Origin of the sequence: Stappia sp. TSB10P1A, from assembly GCF_900185725.1 — a bacterium.
GTDB lineage: Bacteria > Pseudomonadota > Alphaproteobacteria > Rhizobiales > Stappiaceae > Stappia.
Genome location: NZ_FYAU01000018.1, coordinates 34,904 through 59,960, shown reverse-complemented (window position 1 = coordinate 59,960; position 25,057 = coordinate 34,904). Strand labels below are relative to the sequence as shown.

General features: G+C 68.0%; 16 protein-coding genes. 11 read left to right on the top strand and 5 right to left on the bottom strand.

The features are described from left to right. Positions 1-696: 696 nt before the first annotated feature. From TSB10P1A_RS06895 to TSB10P1A_RS06885, 3 genes are all read right to left on the bottom strand, one after another. On the bottom strand, positions 697-972 hold the full coding sequence (locus TSB10P1A_RS06895; RefSeq protein ID WP_067217848.1) for a DUF1153 domain-containing protein: 276 nt from the start codon (positions 970-972) through the stop codon (positions 697-699). A gap of 248 nt (positions 973-1,220) precedes the next feature. Continuing rightward, positions 1,221-1,886, bottom strand: coding sequence for a flagellar hook assembly protein FlgD (locus tag TSB10P1A_RS06890; RefSeq protein ID WP_186387175.1), 666 nt, complete (start codon positions 1,884-1,886; stop codon positions 1,221-1,223). 55 nt (positions 1,887-1,941) lie between these two features. Continuing rightward, on the bottom strand, positions 1,942-4,560 hold the full coding sequence (locus TSB10P1A_RS06885; protein WP_186387174.1) for a flagellar hook-length control protein FliK: 2,619 nt from the start codon (positions 4,558-4,560) through the stop codon (positions 1,942-1,944). 503 nt (positions 4,561-5,063) lie between these two features. Between TSB10P1A_RS06885 and mnmA the strand changes: the two genes are divergently transcribed. After that, a complete protein-coding gene (gene mnmA / locus TSB10P1A_RS06880) occupies positions 5,064-6,248 on the top strand; it encodes a tRNA 2-thiouridine(34) synthase MnmA (protein ID WP_186387173.1) in 1,185 nt (394 codons plus the stop codon). Continuing rightward, positions 6,248-6,952, top strand: coding sequence for a class I SAM-dependent methyltransferase (locus TSB10P1A_RS06875; protein WP_186387172.1), 705 nt, complete (start codon positions 6,248-6,250; stop codon positions 6,950-6,952). Before mnmA ends, TSB10P1A_RS06875 begins: the two co-directional genes overlap by 1 nt. Before the next feature lie 90 nt (positions 6,953-7,042). On the opposite strand, the gene TSB10P1A_RS06870 is transcribed toward TSB10P1A_RS06875, so the two are convergent. Both TSB10P1A_RS06870 and TSB10P1A_RS06865 read right to left on the bottom strand, forming a co-directional pair. Continuing rightward, on the bottom strand, positions 7,043-9,208 hold the full coding sequence (locus TSB10P1A_RS06870) for an esterase-like activity of phytase family protein (protein WP_186387171.1): 2,166 nt from the start codon (positions 9,206-9,208) through the stop codon (positions 7,043-7,045). Positions 9,209-9,396: 188 nt separating this feature from the next. Next, complete coding sequence (locus TSB10P1A_RS06865) at positions 9,397-9,897, bottom strand: hypothetical protein (protein ID WP_186387170.1); 501 nt, start codon at positions 9,895-9,897, stop codon at positions 9,397-9,399. Positions 9,898-10,226: 329 nt separating this feature from the next. On the opposite strand from TSB10P1A_RS06865, the gene TSB10P1A_RS06860 reads away from it, so the two are divergent. From TSB10P1A_RS06860 to TSB10P1A_RS06820, 9 genes are all read left to right on the top strand, one after another. Continuing rightward, a complete protein-coding gene (locus TSB10P1A_RS06860; protein WP_186387169.1) occupies positions 10,227-12,134 on the top strand; it encodes a PhoX family phosphatase in 1,908 nt (635 codons plus the stop codon). Positions 12,135-12,629: 495 nt separating this feature from the next. Next, on the top strand, positions 12,630-13,631 hold the full coding sequence (locus tag TSB10P1A_RS06855; RefSeq protein WP_208987029.1) for a metal ABC transporter solute-binding protein, Zn/Mn family: 1,002 nt from the start codon (positions 12,630-12,632) through the stop codon (positions 13,629-13,631). A 14-nt stretch (positions 13,632-13,645) separates the two neighbouring features. Continuing rightward, positions 13,646-14,470 carry a metal ABC transporter ATP-binding protein gene (locus tag TSB10P1A_RS06850; RefSeq protein WP_305849899.1) on the top strand — a complete coding sequence of 275 codons (825 nt, stop codon included), beginning with the start codon at positions 13,646-13,648 and terminating at the stop codon, positions 14,468-14,470. After that, positions 14,470-15,714: a metal ABC transporter permease gene (locus tag TSB10P1A_RS06845; protein ID WP_186387168.1), complete on the top strand. Its 1,245-nt coding sequence runs from the start codon at positions 14,470-14,472 to the stop codon at positions 15,712-15,714. Before TSB10P1A_RS06850 ends, TSB10P1A_RS06845 begins: the two co-directional genes overlap by 1 nt. Then, on the top strand, positions 15,711-16,637 hold the full coding sequence (locus TSB10P1A_RS06840; protein WP_244293014.1) for a metal ABC transporter permease: 927 nt from the start codon (positions 15,711-15,713) through the stop codon (positions 16,635-16,637). Before TSB10P1A_RS06845 ends, TSB10P1A_RS06840 begins: the two co-directional genes overlap by 4 nt. Before the next feature lie 248 nt (positions 16,638-16,885). After that, positions 16,886-19,234 carry a hypothetical protein gene (locus tag TSB10P1A_RS06835; RefSeq protein ID WP_186387167.1) on the top strand — a complete coding sequence of 783 codons (2,349 nt, stop codon included), beginning with the start codon at positions 16,886-16,888 and terminating at the stop codon, positions 19,232-19,234. A 95-nt stretch (positions 19,235-19,329) separates the two neighbouring features. After that, a complete protein-coding gene (locus TSB10P1A_RS06830) occupies positions 19,330-20,343 on the top strand; it encodes a hypothetical protein (protein WP_186387166.1) in 1,014 nt (337 codons plus the stop codon). Continuing rightward, the gene (locus tag TSB10P1A_RS06825; RefSeq protein WP_186387165.1) at positions 20,336-21,295 is read left to right on the top strand and encodes a hypothetical protein; all 960 of its coding nucleotides are present in this window, start codon (positions 20,336-20,338) and stop codon (positions 21,293-21,295) included. The genes TSB10P1A_RS06830 and TSB10P1A_RS06825 overlap by 8 nt, the downstream gene beginning before the upstream one ends. Next, a complete protein-coding gene (locus TSB10P1A_RS06820) occupies positions 21,264-24,935 on the top strand; it encodes a hypothetical protein (protein ID WP_186387164.1) in 3,672 nt (1,223 codons plus the stop codon). Before TSB10P1A_RS06825 ends, TSB10P1A_RS06820 begins: the two co-directional genes overlap by 32 nt. The last annotated feature ends 122 nt before the right edge of the window (positions 24,936-25,057 follow it).

Sequence of the window (25,057 nt, the reverse complement as noted above, 5' to 3'; positions counted from 1 at the left end):
GGGTCGCGTTAACCTTTCGCGAAGCGTAATGAGTCGCGCCCCGCCCGGCGCATCAGCGCTTGAGGACCGCGCCAGGGAGAGGATGAAGCGACAAGCACCCGCCGGGGTTACCTCTGGTTCCCGGCTCTCCGGCTTCGCCTGCGGCCGGGATGACCTCCGTGGGGGAGGCACGGCCTCACCCCATCTCGGAGGTCACCCCCGGTCGCGCGCAAGCACGCGCCGGTCACCCCACCCTTCGCCGTCACACCGGGCGCGCGCTAGCGCGACCCGGTGCCCATTGGCTCCCAGAGCAGCCGAGACGGCACACCGCCCTCGCGTTTCGCCCTTCCGGACGGCGCGCCCTTCCGCGCTCGTCCGCCTCCGTGCGCCCTCCCGGACGCAATCCTCTCCCCGCGTCTTCCCGGACGGCGCGCAAGCGCCGAGCCGGGACCGGCGAGCCGAGGGCCTCCGGGGCACGCTCCCGAAAAACTCCTCGAACGCCCCTGCCTCCCCGGTCCCGGATCTTCGGCCTCGTCCGGGAAGACGCCAAGGAAAGGTCTGTGCGACAAGCACCGTCTGAACACCGGCGCACGAAAACACAGAGAGGCCGGCGTTGCCGCCAGCCTCTTCAAGGATCGTTCTGTGCGAAGGGCGGTGTCTCGGGCAGGACGGGCTTGCGGGGAAGCGAGCCGGCCGGGCCTGCCGTCTTATCCTGCCTCAGTTCCGGTATTGCTGGACCCGCGTCGCGCGCAGCCCGGCAAGGCCGTGGCGATCGATCGAACTCTGCCAGGACAGGAATTCCTCGACGGTCAGCGTATACCGCTTGCAGGCCTCGTCGAGAGACAGCAGTCCGCCGCGAACGGCGGCCACCACTTCGGCCTTTCGCCGGATCACCCAGCGACGGGTGGTCGCGGGCGGCAGATCGGCGATCGTCAACGGTGACCCGTCGGGACCGATTACATATTTGACACGCGCACTTGCTCGGTCGGTCATTGTACACTCACACTCAACATGACCACGTTGACTGTGAATGTAACGGTTTGCCTTTAAAAATTACCTAAACGGGAAGCAACAATTCGGTAAGAATTTGAACGACTCGGCCTCCGTAAAAGGTGTCGTCAGCCGAGGAAAACCCTGCCTTCGCACAGGTTCCCTGCCCCTTGCAAAATGAGAACGAAAAAGGGGCGGCGAAAATTTCTCGCCGCCCCGTGCAATTTCCACCCGCCGGCCGGCCGGCCCGATCAGTTGCGATTGACCGAAAGCACCGTGGCCGCCGACACATAGATCCCGCCGATCTTCAGCATCGCTCCCGAGGAGGTGAACTCGATGCCCTCGACGGTGCCGGAAATTTCCGTCGCCACCGGCACGGTCGGGCGGTTGTTCGCGTCATAGCGGGCGATCGAGATCGAGTAGGCCCCCTCCGGCGCCGACGATCCGGCGGTCGTGCGCCCGTCCCAGGTATAGATGTTGGCGCCATAGGACAGGTCGGCATCCTCGGCGAAGACCACCGCGCCGAGGCTGTTGCGGATCTCCACCCGCGCCTTGCCCGATTCGGGCGAGTCGTAGGTCCACTTGGCCTCGCCGTCCTTCAGGCTGGTGGTGTTGCCCGCCGCCGTGACGTTGGTGCCGAGGTAGCTGACATAGCTGGAGGCCGTCGTCGCCGCCATCACCGCCAGCAGGTCGCTGAGCTGGTCGTTGGTCTTGATCTGCTGTTCAACCGACGAATACTGAACAAGCTGCTCGGTATACTTCGATGAATCCATCGGGTTCAGCGGATCCTGGTTCTTGATCTGGGTCGTCAGGATCGACAGGAACAGCTCGTAATTGTTCGAAAGCGCCGTCAGCGAGGCGGAGGTGGTGGTCGCCCCGCCGCTCGTGCCGCTGCCGCTAATGCCGCTCGTCGCCATCTCGTTCACTCCTGTCGCCGTCCGGCTCCCGCCGGGGCGCGCCGTGCCTTGCGGGCTATACCTGGATATCGAGGGCGCCGCTGGCGCCGCTCACATAGGCCCTGGCTGCCGCCATCGGCAGCGTGTCGCCGTCCTCCTTCTGGAGGCCGCCGCCCTCGCCCGGCGCGAGGCGGTCATTGCCGCCCTCACCCCGCTCGAAACCGGCGAAACCATTCTGGTTTTTCAGCGACATTTCGAGTCCTCCGCTTTCCAGCTTGAGGCCGGCGGCATCGAGTGCCCTCTCCAGCCCGCGCTGGTCGCGCAGGAACATGTCCAGCGTCTCGCTGCGTTCCACGGAAAGGTGCGCCCTCACCGTGCCGTCGCGCGAGACCTTCAGTTCGACATCCACCCGGCCGAGTTCCGGCGGGTCCATACGGATCTGGAAGCGCGTTTGCCCCTTCTGGGCAAACCTGGCGACTTCCGCCGCCAGATGAGCGCTTGCCACTGCCACGTTCTGTGGCAGCGCCGCCGTCGATCCGCGCAAGGCGGCGGTTGAAGCCTGGGCCTGCGCCTCGGCGCGGCCAATCTCGATCTGTCCGTCGAAGCCGTCGAGCGGCCTGTCGCCGCCCTGCGGCTCGCCGGCCGTGTCCGTCATCGCCGCCGCGAAGGCGAGCGCCGCGGCGCTGACCCCCGGCCGCTGTGTCTCGCCGGATGCCGCACCCGGAGCGCCCGCCGATGCCGGCCGCGCCGCGGCCGCCGGCCTGTCGCCGCCCGCATCTGCGCTTCTGGCATCCGCGCTCCTCGCCAGCGCCGCGAAGGCGTCCGCCTCGCGGCTCGCGGCCTCGCTCAGCACCGCATCGCGCGCCTGCGCCGAGGCCAGCCCCTGCGGCGGCACCGGCATCGATGCGGACTGTGTCGTCCCCGCCTGCGGTGTACCTGCCTTGGCCGCGCCGGCCTTGGTCGCTTCGTCCGTCTTCGTCGCCCCGGCCTGAGACGCACCGGTGGCGGCCGCCTGCAGGTCCACCTTCAGGCTCGCCGGCACGGATGGCTGCGTGTTCGCCTGGGCAGCAGTCTGTGTAGTGGCTTGGGCAGTGGCCTGGGCAGTGGCCTGCGCAGCAGTCTGGGCAGTGGCCTGGGCGCGCGCTGCGCTCTCGCCCGTTGCGCCAGCCGAACCGTCAGCCCTCTCGGTCACCGTCACCTCGACGCCGGCCGGCAGGCTGGCGCCCTGCCGCGCGAGGGTGGAGGCAGCCGCGCGCATCGCCGCGGCGGCGTCGGTCCGCACGGCCGCATCGCTCTGCATCCGCGCGGTCGCGCCGCTCCGGTCGCGAGGCGAGGCCACCGGCCGCGCCGGAGCCTCGGGGGCGTCAGGCAGCGCCTCCTCCGCGCCGGGCATCGCTGTACCGGGCGCGGCCATCGCGGTCGGTGCCGGACGCGGCGCATCTGCCGAAGCCGCAGCCTGGGCCTGCGTTTGAGCCTGGGCCGGGGTTGGGATCTGCGGCGGCAGCGCATTCGCGATCCGTGTCGCCGCATCCGCGCCGGCGCCAGGCTGCCCCGCGCTCCGAACCGCGCTCTGGCTCACGCTCTCGCCCATGCTCTGGCCAACGCTCTGGCCAACGCTCTGGCCAGCACCCTGAACCGGGCCCTGTCCGACGCCCCGCGCGGCATCACCAGCCGTGCCAATGCCAGTGACAGTGCCAATGCCAGTCCCGATACCAGTGCCGGCCTCCGGCGCCAGCATCCTCGCCGCCAGTCCCGCGGATGTCGTGCGCACGGCCGGCTGCGCGCCTGCCGGCGCGGTCTCGCCCGCCTGTTCCGTTCCAGCCTGTTTCGTTCCGGCCTGTTTCGTTCCGGCCTGTTCCGTCCCGGCCGCCGGTCGCGTCGCGGCGCCGCTGGTCGCGATCGTCTCACCGCCGCGCCGTGCCGTCGCCGCCATCTTCCGGGCAGCCTCGGCAAGCTCGGCCTGCGCGTCCGTCGCCTTGCCCGCCCCGTCCGCCATCGCGGCGGCCGTCCCGCCGCGCGGGGCCTCGGGCGCGTCGCTGTCAGCGGCGTCGGTCTGCGGCAGGGCCGCAAGATCGCCGGCGGCATCCGACAGATGCGCAACGAGGGCGGCCACCGCCGCGCCGGCGAGCGGCGCCGCCGGACCCAGCATCGCTGCGGCAACACCCAATCCCGCGGGCGTCGTCGCCAGGGTCTCGGCCGCCTTGCCGGCCGTGGCGATCAGCCCGGAGAGAATTCCGGCGCGGCCCCGCTCCTGGCCCGTCTCGGAACCAGCCGCATCGCCCCCACCGGCATCGGCATCGGCATCGGTCTGGGCATGCGCCGGCGCATCGGTCCGCACCTCGCCGCCCGCCGCGAAGGCGGCCGGCAGGCTCGCGGCCACGGTCTCGGCAAAGCTCGCCGCAAGGCTCGTGGAAACCGGATCAGCTTCGCTCCCGGCCAGGTTTTCACCTGCGGTCTCGCCAGTGGTCTCGCCGACCCCTTGGACCCGCCCTTCGTTGCGCCCGGCCATCAGCGCCGAGACGAGATCGCGCCGCGCCTCGCCGGCAGCAGCGGCATCAAACCGCAAGGGCAGGCCGGCAACCGGCATCCGCCCGGCCGGAACCGGCACCACGCCCGCCGGCAGCCGCCGGACCGCGATCTCGGCACCGCCCGCCTGCTGGCCGGCGCCCTCGCCCCCGGCAGAGCCCAGCAGCATCGCGAAGGCCGAGGCGCCCTGCTCGCCGCCGCCGGCAAGGCCGGTGCGGGCGGCCGTGGTGCCGGCCGTCGATGTCGTCGGGAACTGCCCTGCGAGGATCACGCGTTTCTCCGCCAGTCGTCGGCGCGGACACCGGATCCCCGGCGCGCGCCATCTTTTGCAAGAGGGGAGAGCAAATGCCGGGCCAGATCGGAAAAATCGCGAAAATCCTCGCCTTTTCGGTAAACACCCCCTTGTCGAGCCGCCCTTTGCGCCTCACATGCCGGGTAAAGTTTGCCGGGTGTGGCAAGCTTTGCCGGGTGGACCGGGCGAAAACCGTCCTGGCGCGCTGCGGCGTCCCCTTTCCCATGGGCCGGGCGATCCGCTATAGTCGCGGGCAACAGAAGCGGGCCGCCAGATACAGAGACCTCACGCGCGTCCTCCAGCGACCGTCCGCGCAGAGCCCGACAGCCGCCGCAAGCGGCTGCCGGCCCGCAATCCGACAGGACCGCAAGGTGACATTCATGCTCAACAGTCTCGACATCCCCAAGCGACCGGAGGACACCCGCGTCGTCGTCGCCATGTCCGGCGGCGTCGATTCCTCCGTCGTCGCCGGGCTGATGAAGCGCGAGGGATACGACGTCATCGGCGTCACGCTGCAGCTCTACGACCACGGCGAGGCGGTGCACCGCGCCGGTGCCTGCTGCGCCGGCCAGGACATCCAGGACGCCCGCCGCGTCGCCGAACGCCTCGGCATCCCGCATTACGTGCTCGACTACGAGGACCGCTTCCGCGAGAAGGTGATCGAGCGCTTCGCCGAGAGCTACATCGCCGGCGAGACGCCGATCCCCTGCGTCGCCTGCAACCAGACGGTCAAGTTCTCCGACCTGCTGGAGACCGCCCGCACGCTCGGCGCCGACGTGCTGGCGACCGGCCACTATGTCCGCTCGCGTCTCCTCGACGGCCATCGGGCGATGTTCCGCCCGGTCGATCTCGACCGCGACCAGAGCTATTTCCTCTTCGCCACCACCCAGGAGCAGCTCGACTTCCTGCGCTTCCCGCTCGGCGGGCTGACCAAGCCGCAGACCCGCGAGCTTGCCCGCGAATTCGGCCTCACCGTCGCCGAGAAGCAGGACAGCCAGGACATCTGCTTCGTGCCGCAGGGCCGCTATGCCGATGTCATCGAGCGGCTGAAGCCGAACGCCGCCGAGCCGGGCGACATCGTCCATGTCGACGGCCGGGTGCTCGGCACCCATCACGGCATCATCCACTACACGATCGGCCAGCGCCGCGGCATCGGCATCGCCACCGGCGAGCCGCTCTATGTCGTGCGCCTGGAGGCGGAGGGCCGCCGCGTCGTCGTCGGCCCGCGCGAGGCGCTCGGCACCCGCGAGATCGTCCTGCGCGAGGTCAACTGGATCGGCCCCGGCCGCCTTTCCGACATTCCGCCGGGCGGCATCGAGCTGCACGCCAAGGTCCGCTCCACCCGCCCGCCCAAGCCGGCCGTGCTGCGCCTCGTCGAGGGCCAGGCGGTGATCGATCTCGCCGACGGCGAGACCGGCGTCGCGCCGGGCCAGGCCTGCGTCTTCTTCGACGACGACGGCGATGGCGCCCGCGTTCTTGGCGGCGGCTGGATCGAGCGCACCATTCCCGTCAATTCAGGCCTCACCGCCCCGCGCGCCGAAGCCGCCACCGTGGTTCCGCTGTAATGGCTGCCGAGTTCTGGCCCGTCAGCCGCCTGCGCCGGATCGCCGACCGCATTGCCAAGCGCCTCGGCCTTGCCCGCGTCGCCGGCCCCTCCACCGGTTCGGTGGAAAGCGCCTATGCCCGCTGGGCGCCGGTCTACGACTGGGTGTTCACCGCGCCGCTGGTCTTCGGTCAGCGCGCCGCCGCGCGCGAGGCCAACCGGCTGAGCGGCGAGCTGGTGGAAGTCGGCGTCGGCACGGGCCTGTCCCTGCCGCTTTACGGCGAGAACCTGACCGTCACCGGCATCGACCTGTCGAAGCCGATGCTGGAGCGCGCCCGCGAGCGCGTGCGCCGCAAGAAGCTGAAGAACGTCGCCACCTTGCGGGCGATGGACGCGGCCGAGATGGATTTCGACGCCGCCCGCTTCGACATCGCCACCGTCATGTATGTGATGACCGTGGTGCCCGACCCCTCCGCCGTGCTCAAGGAGCTGGAGCGGGTGGTCAAGCCCGGCGGCACGGTGATCATCGTCAACCATTTCGCCGCCGACAAAGGCCTGCTGGCACTGATCGAGCGCGGCCTTGCCCGCTTCGCCTCGGCGCTTGGCTGGGACCCGCTGTTCCGCCGCGAGACGGTGCTCGACAACACCGCGATGGAGCTGGTCCGCGAGGAGCGCCTCGCCCCCTTCGGCCTCTTCACCATGATGGTGTTCCGCCGTCCGGACTGACCCGAACCGATCCTTTTAAGCCCGAAACGAGCGGCGGGCCGGTGTTACCCGGCCCGCCTGTCGTTGCATCCTGTCGTTACGTCCTGCCGATCACATCTTGCCGATCGAGAAGAACAGCGTCTCGCCCGAGGCGTCCTGCAGGCCGTCATTGTCGGTGACGACGAAGGCGGTGCCGGCCGCGTCGATGGCGAAGCCCTCGACCTTGTCCTGCACATAGCCGTTCAGCACCATGAGGTCGGGAAGCAGGTCGCGCACCTCTTCCTTGCTCACCACCGGCAGGTCGCCGCCGAGCGGCGCCGGCTGCAGCTCCGCCACCGGCACGCGGTAGAGCTTCTTGATTGTCGCCGCCGCGCCGATCTGGTTGTCGCGCTCCAGCACATAGACATGGTCGCCATGCAGGGTGATCTCGGACAGGCCCACCCAGCCGGTCTCGGCCGCGTCGAGCGGGTAGTGCACCGCGCCCCAGGTCTTGGCCTTGGTGTCATAGGCCACCAGCTTGACCATCCCCTTGGGATCGTCCTTCCATTCGCGCTGCACCGCCATCCACAGCACGTCGCCCTGCACGGTGATCCCCTCGAAGCCGAAGCGGATCTCGTGGGCGAGCAGTTCCGGCGGCAGGGCGATCTCCTGGCGGATCTCGCCCTTGGCATCCGTGCGATAGATCGCATGCGGCACCAAGCGGTCGCTGCGCCCTTCCGAGGCCAGCCAGAAGCCGCCGTCACCGGCGAGCGCGATGCCTTCCAGATCCAGCTTCTGCGCCGGCTGGCCGGAGCGGGTCACCACCCGCTTTTCGGTGATGCGCGCCGGCGTCTGGTTGGCGTCGATCGTGTAGATGGCCGGCTGCATGCCGTAGACGCTGTCGGACACGGCGTAGAGAATGCCGGGCTTTTCCGCATCCGCCACCAGGCCGGACAGGGCACCCCAGCCGATCAGGCTGTCGGCCCCGGCCGAGGTCAGCATCGGATAGGCGGCCGGCGCGTCCTGCCATTCGTAGATCATCACATGGCTGCCGGCGCCGCCGTCCTCGCGCGCGTCGAACTCGTTCGCCGTGGCGATCAGGTTGCGCGAGGGGATGGCGACCACGCCCTCGGGGCTGATGCCGGAGGGCAGCAACTGGTGCAGGCGCGGCTCCGACAGGGTCGACACGTCATAGACGCCGATCACCGAGCCGCGCTCGGAGGCGACGAAGACCATCGGAATGCCGCCGAACGTGCCGGTCTCCATGCCTTCCGGCTCCACGCCCTTGGAATGGCTGCGGTGCTCGGGATAGTGGCCGATCTCGACCAGCGCATGTTCGAACGACGTGCCGGCGTCATAGACCAGCGTGCCGTCGCGGCGGAAGATCGACCAGCCGCGCGTGCCGCCCTTCCAGTCGCCCTCGTTGGCGAAGGCGACATGGTCGCCGTCGAGCCACTTCACCGCATCCGGCTCGCGCGGGATCGGGCCCTTGCTGCCGGTGAACTCCAGCGCGCCGTTGCGGCGGGTGTCGACGCCCTCCAGCGTCACCTCGCCGGCCGAAAAATGCGACACCACCGTGCCGTCCGCGCCGATGATGACGATGTGGTTGTTTTCCTGCAGCGTGACGACGATCTCGCCGGCCTCGTTGATGTCGACGAATTCCGGCTCCGGATCTTCCGGAGCGATCTCGGCAAGGCCGGTCATGTCGATCACCTGCAGCGCCGCGCAGTCCACCGCGCCGTCGCTGACCGGCAGCTTGACGACGAAGCCCGCCGGCATCTGCGGCAGGCCGCCATCGCCCAGCTTCTCGTCGCGCTCGTTCTCGATCGCCACCGCCAGGAAGCTGCCGTCCGGCGCCTTGGCGACGGAATCGGGCTGGCCGCCGAGGTCGCATTCGGCGACGATCGCCTTGCTGGCCGGGTCGATGGTGACCAGCTTGCCGGAGGGATTGGCATAGCTTTCGGACGTGTTGACGCCGGCGAAGACCATGTTGCCGACGAAGACGGCGGTGGTCGGCTCGCCGCCCACGTCGATATTGCCGAGCGGCTTGGGCGCGCGCGGGTCGGTGATGTCGATCAGGCCGATCACCCCGAGCGGGCTGTCGCTGTAGACCAGCGTCATCCCGTCTTCCGAGGCGGAGATGATCTCGGCCGAGGTTTCGCGGGCCGGATCCTCGCCCGGCGCCATGTTGGCGATCACCGGGAAGGTGGCGATGCGGTTGAAATTCTGCTCGGCGCCGGCCATCGCCGTGGAGGCGAGAAGGGCTGCTGCGAAGCCTGCAAGTGTACGGAGTGTCATGGGTTCCCCTCTCCTGACCGCGATCGGTCGCGGATACGCGGAACCCGTGTTAGGGGCGGTCTGTGACACGCCGTTGACAGCCCGTCCCGATCCGCCTGGCGGCACCGTCACACGGGCTTGGCCGAGCGGATCGAGCGGCCGGGACAGGGGCTAAGGGGGAGAGCCCCTGCGGCCGTCGGAAAACCGCGTCAGCTTTCCGTTTTCTCGGAAATCTCCAGCAGCAACTCGTCTTCGTCGCGGAAATAGAGGGTGAAATGCTCCGGGTTCAGCGCCCGCCGGTCGGGATCGGGGTCGCGGTCGAGGATATACTGGATGGCCTTGCCGACATCTTCCGCGATCATCGGCACCGCCTCCTTGAAGGAGGGGTAGCCGGCGATGAGAGTGTAGGACGTGACGAGGACCGTTCCGACCATCTTGAACCGCGCGATGATGCTGCCCGCGCGCACGTCGCTGAAGTCGAGAGTCAGCCCTTCAAGGGCGACATCGTATCCCGAAATGCTGAAGCCGAGGCCCGCATCGAGGACCGCGTGAAGAGCGTCATTGATCTTCTCCGCGATCTCCCGCGAGGCCTGCTCGGCATATGCGTCTCCGACCTCCGCGAGGGAGACCCCCGTATAGACGATCTCCGCATAGCCCAGGGTGAGGGTCTCCGCCTCGGGTTCGGGCTCCATCATCTCCATCATGGCCATTTGCTTACAATCCGCTTTTTGTCCGCGCAGGCAGATCAGAATTCATTCATGAAACAAAATTATACTACCATTACTGCCTTAAATTTAAAAGTATTATTACGTTAACTTCACGCAAAAATCCTCTCATCTGCACAAAGAGAGGTTCTGCATGTTGAAAAATCCCCGCATCCTTGCTGCCACACCCCACCAGAGCGACAGCCGGGAGAACGGCCGTCGTCACACACATGAGTTGCAGCGCCGCTATGGTCCAGCACAGGCCGCCACACGCCGCCTGCCTCCAGCCAGCATGGCCCCCCACCAGCAGAGAATGCCAGCAAAGGAGTCCCAGCATGGATCGCAAGACCGAACAGGACGTTGATTTCGAAGGCTTCTCCTTCGACGCATTCGACGAGGCCCGCAGGCCCGCGCCGCAGACGACCGGCTTCGACCAGGTGGTCGACAGCGCGCTGTCCCGCCGCGGCCTGCTCGGCCTCCTCGTCTATGGCTCCGGCGCCGCCGCCATGGGCCTTGGCACCGGCGTGACCGGCCTGCTGTCGTCCGTCTCCGCCGAGGCCGCCGCCTCCCGCTTTGCCTTCACCGCCATTCCGATCGCCACCGACGCCACCGTGCATGTGCCGGAGGGCTACACCTGGCAGGTGCTGGCGCGCTGGGGCGACCCGCTGTTTTCCGACGCGGTCGCCTTCGATCACGCGACCGGTGGCGACGCCGCCACCTCCGACCGCGTCTTCGGCGAAAACACCGACGGCATGGAACTCTTCACCATCGGCGGCCGCCAGGTGATCGCGGTCAACCACGAATACGTCAACCCGAAGCTCAACCTGCCGAACAATGACGGCGGCACGCCGGCGAGTGCTGAGGACGTGCGCAAGCTGCAGAACCTGCAGGGCGTCACCGTCATGGAAGTGGCGGAAGGCGAGGACGGCTGGCGCATCGTCGTCGACAGCCCGCTCAACCGGCGCATCGACCACAACACGCCGATGCGCCTGTCGGGGCCCGCTGCCGGCCACGACCTGTTGAAGACCGAAGCCGATCCGACCGGCACCGCCTCGCTCGGCACCTTCAACAATTGCGGCTCGGGCCGCACCCCCTGGGGCACCTATCTGACCTGCGAGGAGAACTTCAACGGCTATTTCGGCTCGACCGACGAGGCCGTCGCCCTGCCCGAGCACTTCAAGCGCTACGGCATCGGCGCCAAGAGCGTCTATTCCTACGAGAAGTTCGACCCGCGCTTCGATGTCTCGAAGAACCCGAACGAGCCGCACCGGGCCGGCTATGTCGTCGAGATCGACCCGTCCGACCCGACCTCCGTGCCGGTCAAGCGCACCGCCCTCGGCCGCTTCAAGCACGAGAACGCGGCGACGGTTCTGACCCGCGACGGCCGCGTCGTCGTCTATATGGGCGACGACGAGCGCGGCGAGTTCCTCTACAAGTTCGTGTCCGCCGGCATCTACACGCCGGGCGGCGACACCTCGACCCTGCTCGACGAGGGCACGCTCTTCGTCGCCCGCTTCGCCGATGACGGCAGCGGCGAGTGGGTCGCGCTGACCCCGGAGACGACCGGCATGTCGGCGGCCGAGATCGCCGTCTTCACCCGCGTCGCCGCCTCGAAGGTCGGCGCCACCACCATGGACCGGCCGGAATGGGTCGCGGTCAATCCGGTGGCGGCGGAGGCCTATTGCGCGCTCACCAACAACACGCGCCGCGGCGTCAAGCCGAATGCCGGCGGCGACGACACCCCGGTCGGCGGGCCGAACCCGCGCGCCGAGAACCAGTATGGTCAGATCGTCCGCTGGTATCCGGCCGGCGACGACCACGCCGCCACCGGCTTCACCTGGGACCTCTTCGTCATGGCCGGCAATCCGACCGTCCATCAGGACGCCTATGCCGGCTCGCCGAACATCCATGACGGCAACATGTTCAACGCACCCGACGGCATGATGTTCGATACGACCGGCCTGCTGTGGATCCAGACCGACGGCGACGACGACAACGCCGGCGACTTCGCCGGTCACGGCAACAACCAGATGCTGGCCGGCGACCCGGCGACGGGCCGCATCGAGCGCTTCCTGACCGGCCCGCACGGATCGGAAGTGACCGGCCTCACCTGGTCGGCCGACCGGCGCACCATGTTCGTCGGCATCCAGCATCCCGCCTCGCCCTTCCCGGACGGCGAAGGCACGCTCGGCCGCTCCAGCATCGTCGCGGTCAAGCGGGCGGACAACGCGCCGGTCGGCTGAGGCCGTCCCGGATCGCCCTTGTTCCCGCCCTGTCCCCGTTTCGGGGGCCGGACGACAAGCTCCGGCGCGCTGCGACAAGCGGCGCGCCGTTTTTGCGACGATTGAGAGAGTTTGAGAGGCCGATTCTCAAAATTTCTCAAAATTTTGCAAAAATCTCGCAAAATTCTGCAAGCCTCCGCCCCCTGCTCCAACCCTGTCCCGCGCCTGCCTCGCGCCTGCGCCGCCCCTGCCCCGCGCCTGCCTCTCGCCTGCCTCTCGCCTGCCTCGCCCCTGCCTCGCCCCTGCCCCGCACCTGCCCCGCGCCCGCTCTTGTCCCCGACGCCGCGCTCGCTCTTATCCCCGCCGCCTGCGGAGCGAGCATCGTCCCGCTCCTGATTTTGCAAATCATTCGCAATTGCATTGACAAGTTGCAAATGGTTCTCATAATCATTCAAAACAACGGGACATCCCCGCCGACGGCACTGCCGGGCCGGGAGACACGAAAGGATGCAGCGCATGCGAACGGGATCTATCAACGGGCTTCGACGGATCGCCCTGGCGGCGGGCTTGATGCTGCTGGCGCTCGCGGCCCTCGCGCCGGGCCAGGTCCGGGCCGAGGCCTCGCAGGCGGCGCGGCCGCTGTCGGTCGTGGTTACCACCGGCATGATCGCCGATGCGGCGCGGCGGATCGGCGGCGATCATGTCGAGGTGCGCGCGCTGATGGGGGCGGGCGTCGACCCACATGCCTACCGCCAGACCCGCTCCGACATCGCCGCCATGGCCCGCGCCGACCTCGTTCTCTGGCACGGCCTCTACCTTGAGGCGCAGATGGAAGGCTTTCTCAAGGAGCTCGGCGCCCGCAAGCCGGTCGTCGCGGTGGCCGAGAGCCTGCCGCGCGAGCTGCTGATCTCTCATTTCGACTATGCCGACAAGGTCGACCCCCATGTCTGGATGGACCCGCGCCTGTGGTCGCGCGTCGTCGAGGCGGTGCGCGAGGCGCTTGTCGCCGCCCGGCCGGAGGCGGAAAAAGCCTTTTCGGTCAATGCCGAAGCCTATCTTGACGAGTTGGAGCAGGTCGCCGCCTATTCCGACACGGTCTTTGCCAGCGTGCCCGAAACCGCGCGGGTTCTGGTGACGGCGCACGACGCCTTCAGCTATTTCGGCCGCGCCCAGGGCTTCGAGGTGCTCGGCATCCAGGGCATCTCGACCCAGAGCGAGGCCGGCCTGCAGCGCGTCGCCGAACTGGTCGACATCCTGGTGGACCGGCGGATTCGTGCGGTTTTCGTCGAAAGCTCGGTCTCAGACCGCTCGATCCGCGCGCTGATCGAGGGCGCCGCGGCGAAGGGCCACACCGTCGCCATCGGCGGCGAGCTCTTCTCGGATGCAATGGGCCCGGAAGGCGCCTATGAAGGCACCTACCCTGGCATGATCGATCACAACGCCACCGTGATCTCACGCGCACTCGGCGGCGATGCGCCGGAGCGCGGCATGGCCGGCCGGCTGGCGGCGGGAAGCTGAGGAGCGTGACGGCGATGCAGGCGCGCGACAGGATCGAACTGGTGGCGGACCGGGAGGCGGAGGCCGAGGCGCGCGCCGAAGCGGCGCGGGCGGCGATGGCCCTGCGGGCGATCACCGTCTCCTATGGCGAGAGCCCGGCGGTGTTTTCCGTCGACGCCACCTTCCCGCGCGACAGCCTCATCGCCATCGTCGGCCCCAACGGCGCCGGCAAGTCGACCCTGCTCAAGGCCGCGCTCGGCATCGTGCCGCGCCTGTCGGGCACGGTCACCGTCTTCGGCGCGCCGCTGGAGCGGGCCCGCGCAAGGGTTGCCTATGTGCCGCAGCGCGCCTCGGTCGACTGGGACTTCCCGACCCGCGTCATCGACGTCGTCCTGATGGGGCTCTATCGCGAGCTCGGGCTGCTCGGCTTCGTGCGCGCCAGCCACCGCGAGCGCGCGCTCGCCTGCCTCGCCCGCGTCGGCATGACCGATTTCGCCGACCGTCAGATCGGCCAGCTTTCCGGCGGCCAGCAGCAGCGCGTCTTCCTCGCCCGCGCGCTGGCGCAGGACGCGGACCTCTACCTGCTCGACGAGCCCTTCGCCGGTGTCGACGCCGCGACCGAGAAGGCAATTATCGATGTTCTCAAGGCACTTAAGGCGGAGGCGCGCACCGTCGTCTGCGTCCATCACGACCTCGCCACCGTCACCGCCTATTTCGACCGGGTCCTTCTGATCAACACCCGCCGCATTGCCGAAGGGCCGGTCGCCACCGCCTTCACGGCGGAGAACCTGCAGGCGACCTATGGTGGCCGGCTCGCCTCCGCCCATATCGACCAGTTGCGGCTGTCGGAGCAGGGCTGATGCCGGTGCCGGGCTCCCCGATCGAGGCGTTTCTGTCAGCACTGCTGCTGCAAGCCGGCTACAATGCGGGCCTTGTCGCCATCGGCGCCAGCCTGCTCGGCATTGCTGCGGGTGCCGGCGGCACCTTCCTGTTTCTGCGCAAGCGCGCCCTGCTCAGCGATGCCATCGCCCATGCGACGCTGCCCGGCGTCGGTATCGCTTTCCTGGTCATGGTCGCCTTCGGCCTCGACGGCCGCAGCCTCGTCGGCCTCCTGGCCGGTTCGGCCCTGTCGGCCGGCCTTGGTCTTCTGTGCGTCGAGTGGATCACCCGTCACACCCGCCTTGCCGAGGACACCGCGATCGGCGCGGTTCTCTCGGTCTTCTTCGGCTTCGGCATCGTCCTGCTGACGGTGATCCAGACCCTGTCGCAGGGGCGGCAGGCCGGGCTTGAAGGGTTCCTGCTCGGCTCCACCGCCGGCATGCTCTATCAGGACGCGGTGGTGATCGCGCTTGGCGGCGTCCTTGCCGTTCTCGCTCTCGTGGCCTTGCGCCGGCCGATGACCCTGGTCTCCTTCGATCCGGGCTTTGCCGCCGCCCTCGGACTGAACACTCGCCGCATCGACCTTGCCATGATGCTGCTGGTGCTGGCCGTTACCGTCGCGGGGCTGAAGATCGTCGGCCTCGTGCTGGTGGTCGCCCTGCTGATTGTGCCGCCGGTCGCAGCCCGCCTGTGGAGCGAGCGCACCGACCATGTGGTGCTGATCGCCGGCGCCATCGGCGGCCTGTCCGGCTATGTCGGCGCCGCGATGTCGGCCGCCGCGCCCGGCCTGCCGACCGGCCCGATCATCGTGCTCGTCGCCTTCTCGCTGTTTCTCGTCTCGCTGCTGCTGGCGCCGGCGCGCGGCGTTCTGGCCGCCGCCCTCCGCCACCGCCGGTTCCAGTTGCGTCTGCATCGCCGCCAGGGCCTGCTGTCGCTGGCCCGCGGCGAGCCGATCTTCGATCCGCTCACCTTGAAGGTTCTGCGCCGGGAAGGGTTGATCCGCCCCGACCGCGTGCCGACCGAAGCCGGGCGCCTCGAAGCGACCCGCGCGCTGCTCGACGAACGCCGGTTCGAGGTCGCCCGCCGCATCCACCGGGACGACCCGCTGAGCCACCGCTATGACGGGCTCACCCCGATTGCGGCCGTGATGACGGGTGACGAGATCGCCGAGATCGACCGCTTGCTGGCCGACGCCGCGGCGCGGCACCGCCGGGAGGACGCATGATGGGCGCCGACTTCGTCCAGCTCTCGCTGACCCCGATCCTGATCGGCGTGCTCGCGGCGATCGCCTGCGCGCTGCCGGGCAACTTCCTGATCCTGCGCCGGCAGGCGCTGATCGGCGATGCGATCAGCCATGTCGTGCTGCCGGGCATCGTCGTCGCCTTCCTGGTCACCGGCAGCCTTGCCAGCCTGCCGATGCTGCTGGGCGCCGCCGGAGCCTCGCTGATCGCGGTCCTGCTGATCGAGACGATCCGCCGGCTCGGCCGCATCGAGCCGGGCGCGGCGATGGGCGTCGTGTTCACGGCAATGTTCGCCGGCGGCGTGCTGCTGCTGGAGCAGAGCGACACCAGCGGCGTCCATCTCGATGTCGAGCACGCGCTGATGGGCAATCTGGAGAGCCTGATCTGGTTCGACGCCACCGGTTGGAGCTCGCTGCTGGACCCGGTTGCCCTTGCCTCACTGCCGCCGGAACTGCCGCGCATCGCGCTGGTCGCCGCCCTGATCACCGTGCTGATGCTGGTGTTCTGGCGGCCGCTGAAGCTCTCCACCTTCGACGAGGGCTTTGCCGCAACGCTCGGCCTGCCGGTCCGCCTGATCGGCCTGGCGCTGGTCGCCGCCTCGGCAGTGGCCGCCGTCGCCGCCTTCGATGCGGTCGGCTCGATCATCGTCATCGCCATGTTCATCTGCCCGCCGGCCACCGCCCGGCTGATGACCGAGCGGCTGGAGCACCAGGTGGCCTGGAGCACCGGATTCGCGGCGCTCTCAGCGGTGCTCGGCTATGTGCTCGCCGGCTATGGACCGCTCTGGCTCGGCTCGGCCCATGCGGTCAGCGCCGCCGGCATGATCGCCACGGTCTCGGGCCTGATGCTGGCCGCCGCCTGTCTCGCGGCTCCGCATCGCCGCCGTATCGGTCAGCCGTCAGCCTGATACTTTTGCCATTTCCTCTTGAGATGCGCAATTTGTCGAGACTTTATCTACGTATAACTAAATAAAACTACGCAACTTATACAATTACATTCGAAGTGTAAGTTTCTTTTCGAATTGAAAGTACGATTAAAGGTCGAAAATACAATCAGCCCTGCAGCTTCTGTCGATTGAAAGAAACTCTGCGCAGTGAGAACATTCGCGCATAGGATGTTATCGACGTTAATTGCAATTTTTTGTGGAGGGCTGTGATGTTCGACGTCTCCAGCGTTCGCGAGATCGAATACGGCGCCAGCGGCGTCACCTATGTCTACCAGGACCACGACGATCCCAAGCTCTGGTACATGGTGCCGGTGCCGCGGTTGCGGACTCTGGACGGGGCTCCGGCCTTCGGCCTGACCGAATACACCTCCAATGGCGGCGGCATCGCCGGCCTGTGCACCTTTGAGATGGAGCTGGTGCAGCCGCTCGAAGCGCGGCGGGCGGCGGAAGAGATCCTCGGTCCCGACATTTCCTGGGGCGGATTCGTCTGGGTCGGCGGCACCGCCTTTTTCTATTATGACATTGCCGGCGAGACCCAGGTCCTGGCGATCGAGCCGACGCTCTACGGCACCAATGTCGCCGCCTTCCAGATCGAATTGCCGACGGCGGAGGCGGTCAACACCTTCAAGAACGCCTTCAGCGGCGACGAGGGCGGCGCCTCCCCCTTCCGCGTCGAATACGAGATGCAGGTGCTGACCAAGCTGCTCGGCGCCAAGGCGACGGTCAGCTACACCGCCGAGGCCGCCATCGAATACGAGAAGAAGTACAAGACCGTCCGCGACACCTGGGGCAACCAGAAGCAGGTGTTGCAGGAGGTCAAACAGGTGCTGCGCCAGTCGGGCGCCGGCGAGGTCAAGGTCGAACTCGGGCCGGGCAGCAGCGACGAACTGGCCCAGCGGGTGCGCGACTGGGGCTGGACAACGCTGGAAAACCAGGTCGCCAACACGGTGGCCGCCGCCGCGATCATGGCAACGGGGCCGTTCCCGGTCTCCGCGACCACCTCGTTCAACCAGACCTATCAGGAAGACACGGTGATCGACTGGTCGACGCCGGTCAGCAGCTTCATGCGCCGCTTCACCGCCGACGAGTGGAAAAAGGTCTTCACCAAGGTCGACAACCGCAAGCTCTCGGTGGTCTTCAACCTGATCGGCGAACTCACCCGTTCCGGCTCTGACGATCCGATCGCCGAGACGGTGACCGTCACCGTCACCTACCCGACGCGCAAGACCGACAACACCTTCATGCTGATCGTCACCGACGGCGACCAGTCCTCGAAGATCTACGAGGCGCCGGGCGACTTTTCCGGCGGCAGCTACAATCCGGAATTCACCTATAGCTATGTGATCCACTTCAAGGACGGCAAGTCCTTCCAGAGCGACCCGATCACCACCACGGACACGCTGGTCAACATCACGCCCAACGTCTTCGGCACGCGGCAGGTCACGTTCATCGGCCAGGCCATCCCCTTCTCCGGGGCGACCGGTGTGCGGCAAGTCAACATCGACTTCTTCTTCGCCCCGCCGGCCGGCAATCCGGCGATCGTCCAGACCAAGACGATGACCGGCAACGGCGAGACCAACGCGGTCCGCTTCGAGAGCTTCTACAACCTGCCCATCGGCCCGAATTACAGTTATCGGCTGCGCTACCAGATGGCCGACAATACCGAAATCGTCTCCGAACCGCCGGGTGCCCTGTCCTCGGCGCCCGACTACACCGGCTCGGGCAATGCCGACATCGTCTTCGTTCTCGATCCGAAGGGCCTGTTCACCCAGTTCACCCTGCGCGCGTTCAACTACACGAGCGAGCCGACAACGCTGCTGCTGGTCGATGTCAACGCCCAGTATTTCGACCCCGCCAACAACGGCGACCACTGGGTGGCGGAGAACAGTTGGTCGAACTGGGAGCCGAAGGGCGCGCTCAGCTTCGCCGAGCCGCGTTGGAACTTCCAGGCGATCGACAACACCAACAATGCCTACTTCAACATTTCCGGAAACATTTTCTACTCGGACGGCCAGAGCTTTACCCTCGACAGCTATCGCCAGTCGAGCGAATACAAGACATTGACCATCACCAACACGATACAGAACTACAGCGTCAAGGTCGACAGCAGCCGGATCGACTGGACGCAGGTGGCGAGCGTCAACCTCACCATGTTCCAGTTGACGCCGAAGGCGCGCCAGACATTCGGCGACAGCCTGCCGGGCTTCCTGTCGCGGCCGCGCCACGAGATGACCCGGGCGGAGCGGGTCGAGGCGGAAGCCTCGCAGCAGAACGTCATCCTGTTCAGCCTGCTGGGGGCCCCTTCGGGTGTCGTCGTCGAAAATCTGGAACGCTATTACGGCATCCAGCGCCTGCGCAGCGAGCCGACCATCGAGTTCTACTACACCGCCGTCTATGTGCTGAAGGACGGCAGCACCCGCGAGTTGGAGAAGCAGCAGGTCTCCGGCCGCCTGTCGGTGGAACTGCCGCCGCTGCCGCCGGCGCCTGTGACGGCCGGCCTCGTGCACCAGGTGATCGATCCCGATGCGCTGGCCGCGCGGATGCGCCAGGGCGGGTGAGCGCCATGCCTCCGCCGATCCCGTCCGGGAACGCGCGGCGGCGACGGGATCTGGGTGCCGAGCCTCCGGTTCGGCTCCTGGCCCCGCTCCCGGATGTGGGAGCGGGAACGGTTCCGGCTGCCACCGTCTCGTCGCTCGACCGCCTGCTGGCGGCAGCCGCCCCCTTGCTGCCGCCAGGACTGACAGCACAGGACTGTCCGCCAAGCGATCTCACGCCGGCCGGCGCGCCGCTTGAGGCCGCCTTCGTCTGGGCCGATGGCGAGGCGGGCTGCGATCCGCGACTCAGCCTCGATCCCGCGCCCGGCGCGCGACCCGACACGCGCCTTGCGGCCGCCCTGTCGCTCTGCCGGACGGGTGCGGGGACGGCGCTCGCACCCGCCGCGCTACGGCTCGTCGAGCGGCTGTCCTGCTGGCAACGGCAGGCGGGGGCCCGCTATGGCGCCTGGGCGGGTCTGCGCGAAGCGCCCTCCGGGGGCCTTGCCGCCAAGCTCTATCTGGAGTTGGCGCAGGTGACGAAGGCGAATGGGCGTCCGCTCTGGGCCGCCCTGGAGGAGCGCCTTGCCGGCGCGCCGCCGGTGCTGGCGGGCAGGAACCTCAGGCCCACCATGCTCGGCGTCACGCCGGACGGCGGCCTGCTGGAGCTCTACTATCGCGCCGACCCGCTGTTTCCCGGCGATCTCGACACGCTGATGGCCCGGTTCGGCCTTGCCCCGCGCGGGCACGAGGTTCGCCGGCTCATCGAGCGGCTGACCGGGCGCAGCGTCCGCTTCGAGATCCCCTCCAGCGACATCGGCTTCTCCGTCGCCTTCAGGATGGCGGCCGAGGGCCGGACCCAGGCTGTCGCCTTCACCTTCTATTCCAACGCCGCCGCCCTGCTCGGGCCGGATGCACGCATCGCCGACGCGCTGCTTGTCGAGGGCGCGGCGCGCGGCTGGGACATGACGGCCTATGAACAGGCCTTCGCCGGCTCCGCCGCGCTGCGACGCGCCGGCGAGGCGCCGCTGCAACGGCACGGGCTCCTTGGCATCGTGCTGGCGACAGATGCCCCGCCGCGCGTGACGGCGACGCTCGCCGTGCCGGTTCCGCCCGCGGGAGGTCGTCATGCTTGAGCCCGCCCCGCGTCCGGCTGGTCTTCTGGCCGATCTTCTGGCCCTGCAAGCGCCATCCGGGGCGTTTCCCTCGCAGGTGGAAACGCCGGCCGGGTGTGTCGCCGACGAAACCGCCTTCGTCACCGCGCAGGTGGCCTTGCTGTTGCCGGCGCTCGGTCGAAACGAGGCGGCGATGCACGCCCATGCGCGGGCGCTCGACTTCGTCGAGGCTTGCGAGGATGCGAGCCTGCCGGGAGCTTTCCGCTTCTATCCGCAAGGCGGCGGCGGGCCCCGCCTGATCAACAGCCTGCCGCCGGACGCGGACGACACGGCGCTCGCCTGGATGGCGCTGGTCGCCGGCCGCCGCCGCGAGGCGCGCGAAGGGCGGGCACGGCTGGCGGACCTGCTGCCGCGCCTCGCCTGCGGCCCGCTGCGCCGCGGCGATCCGCCGTTCGCGCGGGCGCCGCTCCTGCGCACCTGGTTTCTCGACAGCGACCCCGGCCCCGTCGACCTGACAGTCAATCTCAACATGCTGGCAGCGCTCGCCGCCTGCGGCGCGGCGAGCTCCAACAGCGGTCTGTCGGGCCTGATGCTGCAGCTTGCCGGGCGCCTTTCCGCCGTCATCGCCGCCCATCCCCCGACCCGCTCGGCCCTGCGCGCGCTCAGTCCCTACTACGCCGATCCGGCGGAACTGGCGATCGCCGCGCTGCGGGCACGGGCCTGCGGCGCGCCGGGGATCGAGGGGCTCGCCGGAACACTCGCGCCCCTTGACGCGCGCGAGCGCGCCGCCGGGCGGCCTCATGACCGCCCGCTCTATTGCAACGCCCATGGCCGACCGCTCTGGCGGGCACCGGCCCTGCAACTCGCCCGGCGCCTTGCCGACCGGGCGCCTGCCGCCTTCGACCTGTCCCTTTCACCGGCCAGATTTTCGGGAGGTTTCCATGATTGCGATGCCCAGGTCCGTTTTTGCTGAACTCGATGCCGGCGAGCGCCCGGCGGCCCGCGCCAGCACCAAATACATGGAGACCTTCCAGCTCTCCCGGCCGGCGCTCGGCGGCACCGATATCGTCACCTACGCCAATGTCGCCGGCGATCTCGACCTCTACACCATCGGCACCGGGGGCGAAGTCTACCGCCTGCGCCGGGGCGAGAAATCGCTGGCGCCTTACCAGGACACCGACCTGCACATTCGTGGGCGGCAGCTCTTCCTCTACACCTCCGGTTCGGAAAGCAGCGACACGCCGAACATCATGACGCTGGGCGACAACGGCCAGCTCTCGCTTGCCGCATACCAGGCGACCACCGGCAGCTACTACCAGCGCGAGACCAAGCCGCGCGATGCGGGCGAGACCATCCGCCAGTTCCGCGGCGCGCGCGGCATCACCGGCAATGTCTATGTCAATGTCATGCTCGACGTGCCGGGTGAGAATTACGGCCTGCTCGCCAACAATTTCTTCAAGCCGGGCAGCAGCGAATGGGCCGGGCCGGTCTGGGCGCCGGTGATGGGGCCGGGCGGCACCCAGGCGCAGGTCAAGACCATCGCCATGGTCGCCAACAGCGCCGTGCAATCGGCAATCTTCGCCATCGGCAAGGACAATTCGGTCCTGTTCAGCGAGACCAGCGACCGCACCTCGGCGCTGCGGGTGCTGGGACCGAAAAAGGCGACGGCGCTCTATGTGGTGGCCGATGCCAATGACCGGCTCGCGATCTTCGCGGTCGAGCAGGGCACCGGTAAGCTGCTGCTGAAGAAGGAGAAAAAATACCAATCCGGCACGGTGAAACAGTTCGACGACTGGATCCAGGTCGATCCCGCGCAAAGCGTGCCGCTGACCGAGATCTACGCCTCCGTCACCTTCGACGACCTGTTGCAGGTCTTCGGCATCGGCACCGACGGGCGGCTGTGGCGCGCAGGTCAGGCACCCGGCAGCGGCCGCAGCGCCGAGCCGGTGTGGCAGACGCTGTTTCCGCTTGGCAACGAGATCCCGTCCGACCCCGGCTCCAAGGCGACGATCTTCACCGTCGGGCGCGACCGGGCCGGCTATGCGGAGGCCTATACCGTATCGGCGGCCGGCGACCTCACCCGCTTCTGGCAGTCGCCGACCTCGCGCCAGTGGTTCGACCAGCGCATCGACCTGCTGCGCCAGGACAACGACATGGTGCCGGTCGAGACCCATGCGCTGGAGATGGTGGTGCTCGACGAGGACGGCATGCCGCTGTCCTTCGCGCCGGTGTCGATCCAGGCCTCGTTCCTCGTCACCCTGTTCGTCGACGGCCGCTCCTATCGCTGCAGCCAGCTCAACCGGGTGGCGGCGCAGACCGGACCGGGGGGCAAGCTGGTGATCTACCAGCAGGCGACGGCGCTGGCGGCGGCAACGCTCTATGTCGAGACGCCGGGAACGCTGGCCGGCACGCCGATCATGGTGGAGCCGAACCTGCAATTGCAGGAGAAGCTCGCCAGCCTTTCGGTCGCCGACATCAAGAACGCCAAGGATGCCGCCGGCAACTACCTGCTGCCGGCCGAGTATCGCGGCAGCGACGAATATGCCCAGAGCCTGCAGCAGATCACCCAGGCCTCGATGGAGATCGCCGGCCAGCGCGAGACGAAAGCCGCAAGGGTCGTCTATCACACCGTGTCGCGGCGCATGGCGGCGCGCGGCTTCGACCCGCGGCTGGACTTGCGCGCCATGTCCGGCACGGCCTGGTCGATCGACTTCACCTCCGGCTTCCCGCAATACCAGCCGATGACGGTCTCCGAGGTCGCGACGTGGAAAAGCGAGCGGCTCGCCGCGATGCGGGCCTCGGCAGCCAATGACGACGGCGCGGAGGTCGCCGGGTTCCTCGGCATCGACTGGGGCGATGTCTGGAACGGCATCAAGAACGCGGCGAAATTCGTCATCGACGGGCTGACCAAGATCGTCGTCGAGATCATCGACGGCATCGGCCGGGTGCTGTTCGAGATTGCCGGCAAGGTGTTCGAGGCGATCATCGAGTTCGTCCAGCAGGCCTTCGACTTCGTGCAGGGCGTCTGGAACTGGCTGAAGGTGAAGTTGCGCCAGCTCTTCGAATGGCTCGCCTTCCTGTTCAACCTCGGCGACTTCCGGCGCATGGCCGAGGCGGTGGAACACAATACGCGGGTGCTGCTCGACTTCACGGCGGCGGGCGTCGACCACGTCAAGGACATGATCCTGTCCGGCATCGACACGCTGAAGGAGTCGCTCCAATCCGTCGTCGACACGATGATCCAGGAGCTCAACAAGGACGACAACCCGACCTACGACCAGTTCTCCTCGCAACAGGAGATGACCGACGAGCAGGCGTATGAGATGGAGCACAATCTGTTCTCCAACGCCTATGAGCAGAACGGCGGCAAGGCCGATGAGCGGGGCGGCAGCACGGTCAGCCTGATGAGTTCCAGCGCGCTGTCGAGCTCGCTCGACGGGCTGATCGCAATGATGGAGGACCTTGCCAACAACTTCCAGTTCGGCGACGGCAAGGAAGCGTTCGAGGAGGCGCTGACCTTCTTCACCGCCATTGGCGACGATCCCAACAACGCGCTGAACCTGTTGATGAGCGGCGTCATCAAGCTGATGGAGAGCGTCGCGCTCTTCGCGCTCGACGCAGCCAAGGGCGTCATCGCGACGCTGATGGATCTCGTTCGGGAAGTGGTGGAATCCTTCCGCGACGTGCTGTTCTCGGAATGGGAAATCCCGGTCCTGTCGCAGCTCTACAAGTTCTTCACCGGCAAGAGCCTGTCGATCCGGGTCAGCCAGATCGCGTCCTGGCTGGTCGCGATCCCGGCGACGCTGATCTACAAGCTGGCGACCGGCAAGGCGCCCTTCCCGGACGAAGCCTCGCTCGAGGCCTACAAGAACTACGTCACCGTCGACTGGGTGAAATCGAAATTCGGCATCGCGACCGACAAGCAGGTGCTGTTCGACAGCACCTCGGAAAAGGTGGTGGCCGGTGTCTCGCTCGGCATCTATGCGGCGGCGATGGTGGTGCGCATCTTCACCGACGGGCTTACCGGCTTCCTCAGCTCCACCGGAGCGATCCCCGATCAGGGCAGCAGGGTGCCGGAGGGGCTGAAGAATTACTCAAGGAGCTGGACCCCGAAAGGCAAGAACCTTGCTGGCCTTGCCGCCGTCCTGATGCGCTACGTCACCACCTTCGCCACCATGCCCTGGCTGATCCGCCCCGGCTCGCCGGCGCCGAGCTGCCCGGCCGGGCAGCCGGGCTTTGCCGGCGTCATCTGGATCTGTCAGGTGATCGCCGGGCCGACGCGCGGGCTGCTGATCCTGGCGTTCCCGGGCGGCAAGGCGCGCACCTACACGGCGGAACTGACCGTCACGCTGTGGGGCTTTGCCAATATCGGAATGATCTCCTGGAATTACGCGGCAAGCGAGAAAAAGGACACGCTCGCCAAGCTCGGCCTGTCGCGGGCGCTGACCAATATCATTCCGGGTCAGGCCACGCGCTTCCTGTTCGTTCCCGATGTGCAGGAGGCGCTGTACTACGTACCGGCGATCATCGGCGAGGCGCTGATCGTGGTCGGCTATCTCGGCTCGGCCGGCATCGCCGTAGCGGAACTCGTCGAAGTGGTGAAAGCCGACTGAGACGAGGCCCGCTGGCGGCGGAAGAGGGGGCGGCGCCCGTCTTCCGCCGCCAGCGACAGGCCACATGCGCTCCCGATCCTCTCCCGAGCCTGCCGGCCCCGCCGGCAGTGCGAGCCATCTGC

What these genes read in the sequence shown, in the direction of transcription:
- TSB10P1A_RS06840 (WP_244293014.1), top strand. Translation starts at nt 15,711, where the DNA reads ATGATGGGCGCCGACTTCGTCCAGCTCTCGCTGACCCCGATCCTGATC.
- TSB10P1A_RS06890 (WP_186387175.1), bottom strand. Translation starts at nt 1,886, where the DNA reads ATGGCGACGAGCGGCATTAGCGGCAGCGGCACGAGCGGCGGGGCGACC.
- TSB10P1A_RS06885 (WP_186387174.1), bottom strand. Translation starts at nt 4,560, where the DNA reads ATGCTGCTGGGCTCTGCCGGGGGCGAGGGCGCCGGCCAGCAGGCGGGC.
- TSB10P1A_RS06875 (WP_186387172.1), top strand. Translation starts at nt 6,248, where the DNA reads ATGGCTGCCGAGTTCTGGCCCGTCAGCCGCCTGCGCCGGATCGCCGAC.
- TSB10P1A_RS06855 (WP_208987029.1), top strand. Translation starts at nt 12,630, where the DNA reads ATGCGAACGGGATCTATCAACGGGCTTCGACGGATCGCCCTGGCGGCG.
- TSB10P1A_RS06870 (WP_186387171.1), bottom strand. Translation starts at nt 9,208, where the DNA reads ATGACACTCCGTACACTTGCAGGCTTCGCAGCAGCCCTTCTCGCCTCC.
- TSB10P1A_RS06850 (WP_305849899.1), top strand. Translation starts at nt 13,646, where the DNA reads ATGCAGGCGCGCGACAGGATCGAACTGGTGGCGGACCGGGAGGCGGAG.
- TSB10P1A_RS06835 (WP_186387167.1), top strand. Translation starts at nt 16,886, where the DNA reads ATGTTCGACGTCTCCAGCGTTCGCGAGATCGAATACGGCGCCAGCGGC.
- TSB10P1A_RS06825 (WP_186387165.1), top strand. Translation starts at nt 20,336, where the DNA reads ATGCTTGAGCCCGCCCCGCGTCCGGCTGGTCTTCTGGCCGATCTTCTG.
- mnmA (WP_186387173.1), top strand. Translation starts at nt 5,064, where the DNA reads ATGCTCAACAGTCTCGACATCCCCAAGCGACCGGAGGACACCCGCGTC.
- TSB10P1A_RS06845 (WP_186387168.1), top strand. Translation starts at nt 14,470, where the DNA reads ATGCCGGTGCCGGGCTCCCCGATCGAGGCGTTTCTGTCAGCACTGCTG.
- TSB10P1A_RS06860 (WP_186387169.1), top strand. Translation starts at nt 10,227, where the DNA reads ATGGATCGCAAGACCGAACAGGACGTTGATTTCGAAGGCTTCTCCTTC.
- TSB10P1A_RS06865 (WP_186387170.1), bottom strand. Translation starts at nt 9,897, where the DNA reads ATGGCCATGATGGAGATGATGGAGCCCGAACCCGAGGCGGAGACCCTC.
- TSB10P1A_RS06820 (WP_186387164.1), top strand. Translation starts at nt 21,264, where the DNA reads ATGATTGCGATGCCCAGGTCCGTTTTTGCTGAACTCGATGCCGGCGAG.
- TSB10P1A_RS06895 (WP_067217848.1), bottom strand. Translation starts at nt 972, where the DNA reads ATGACCGACCGAGCAAGTGCGCGTGTCAAATATGTAATCGGTCCCGAC.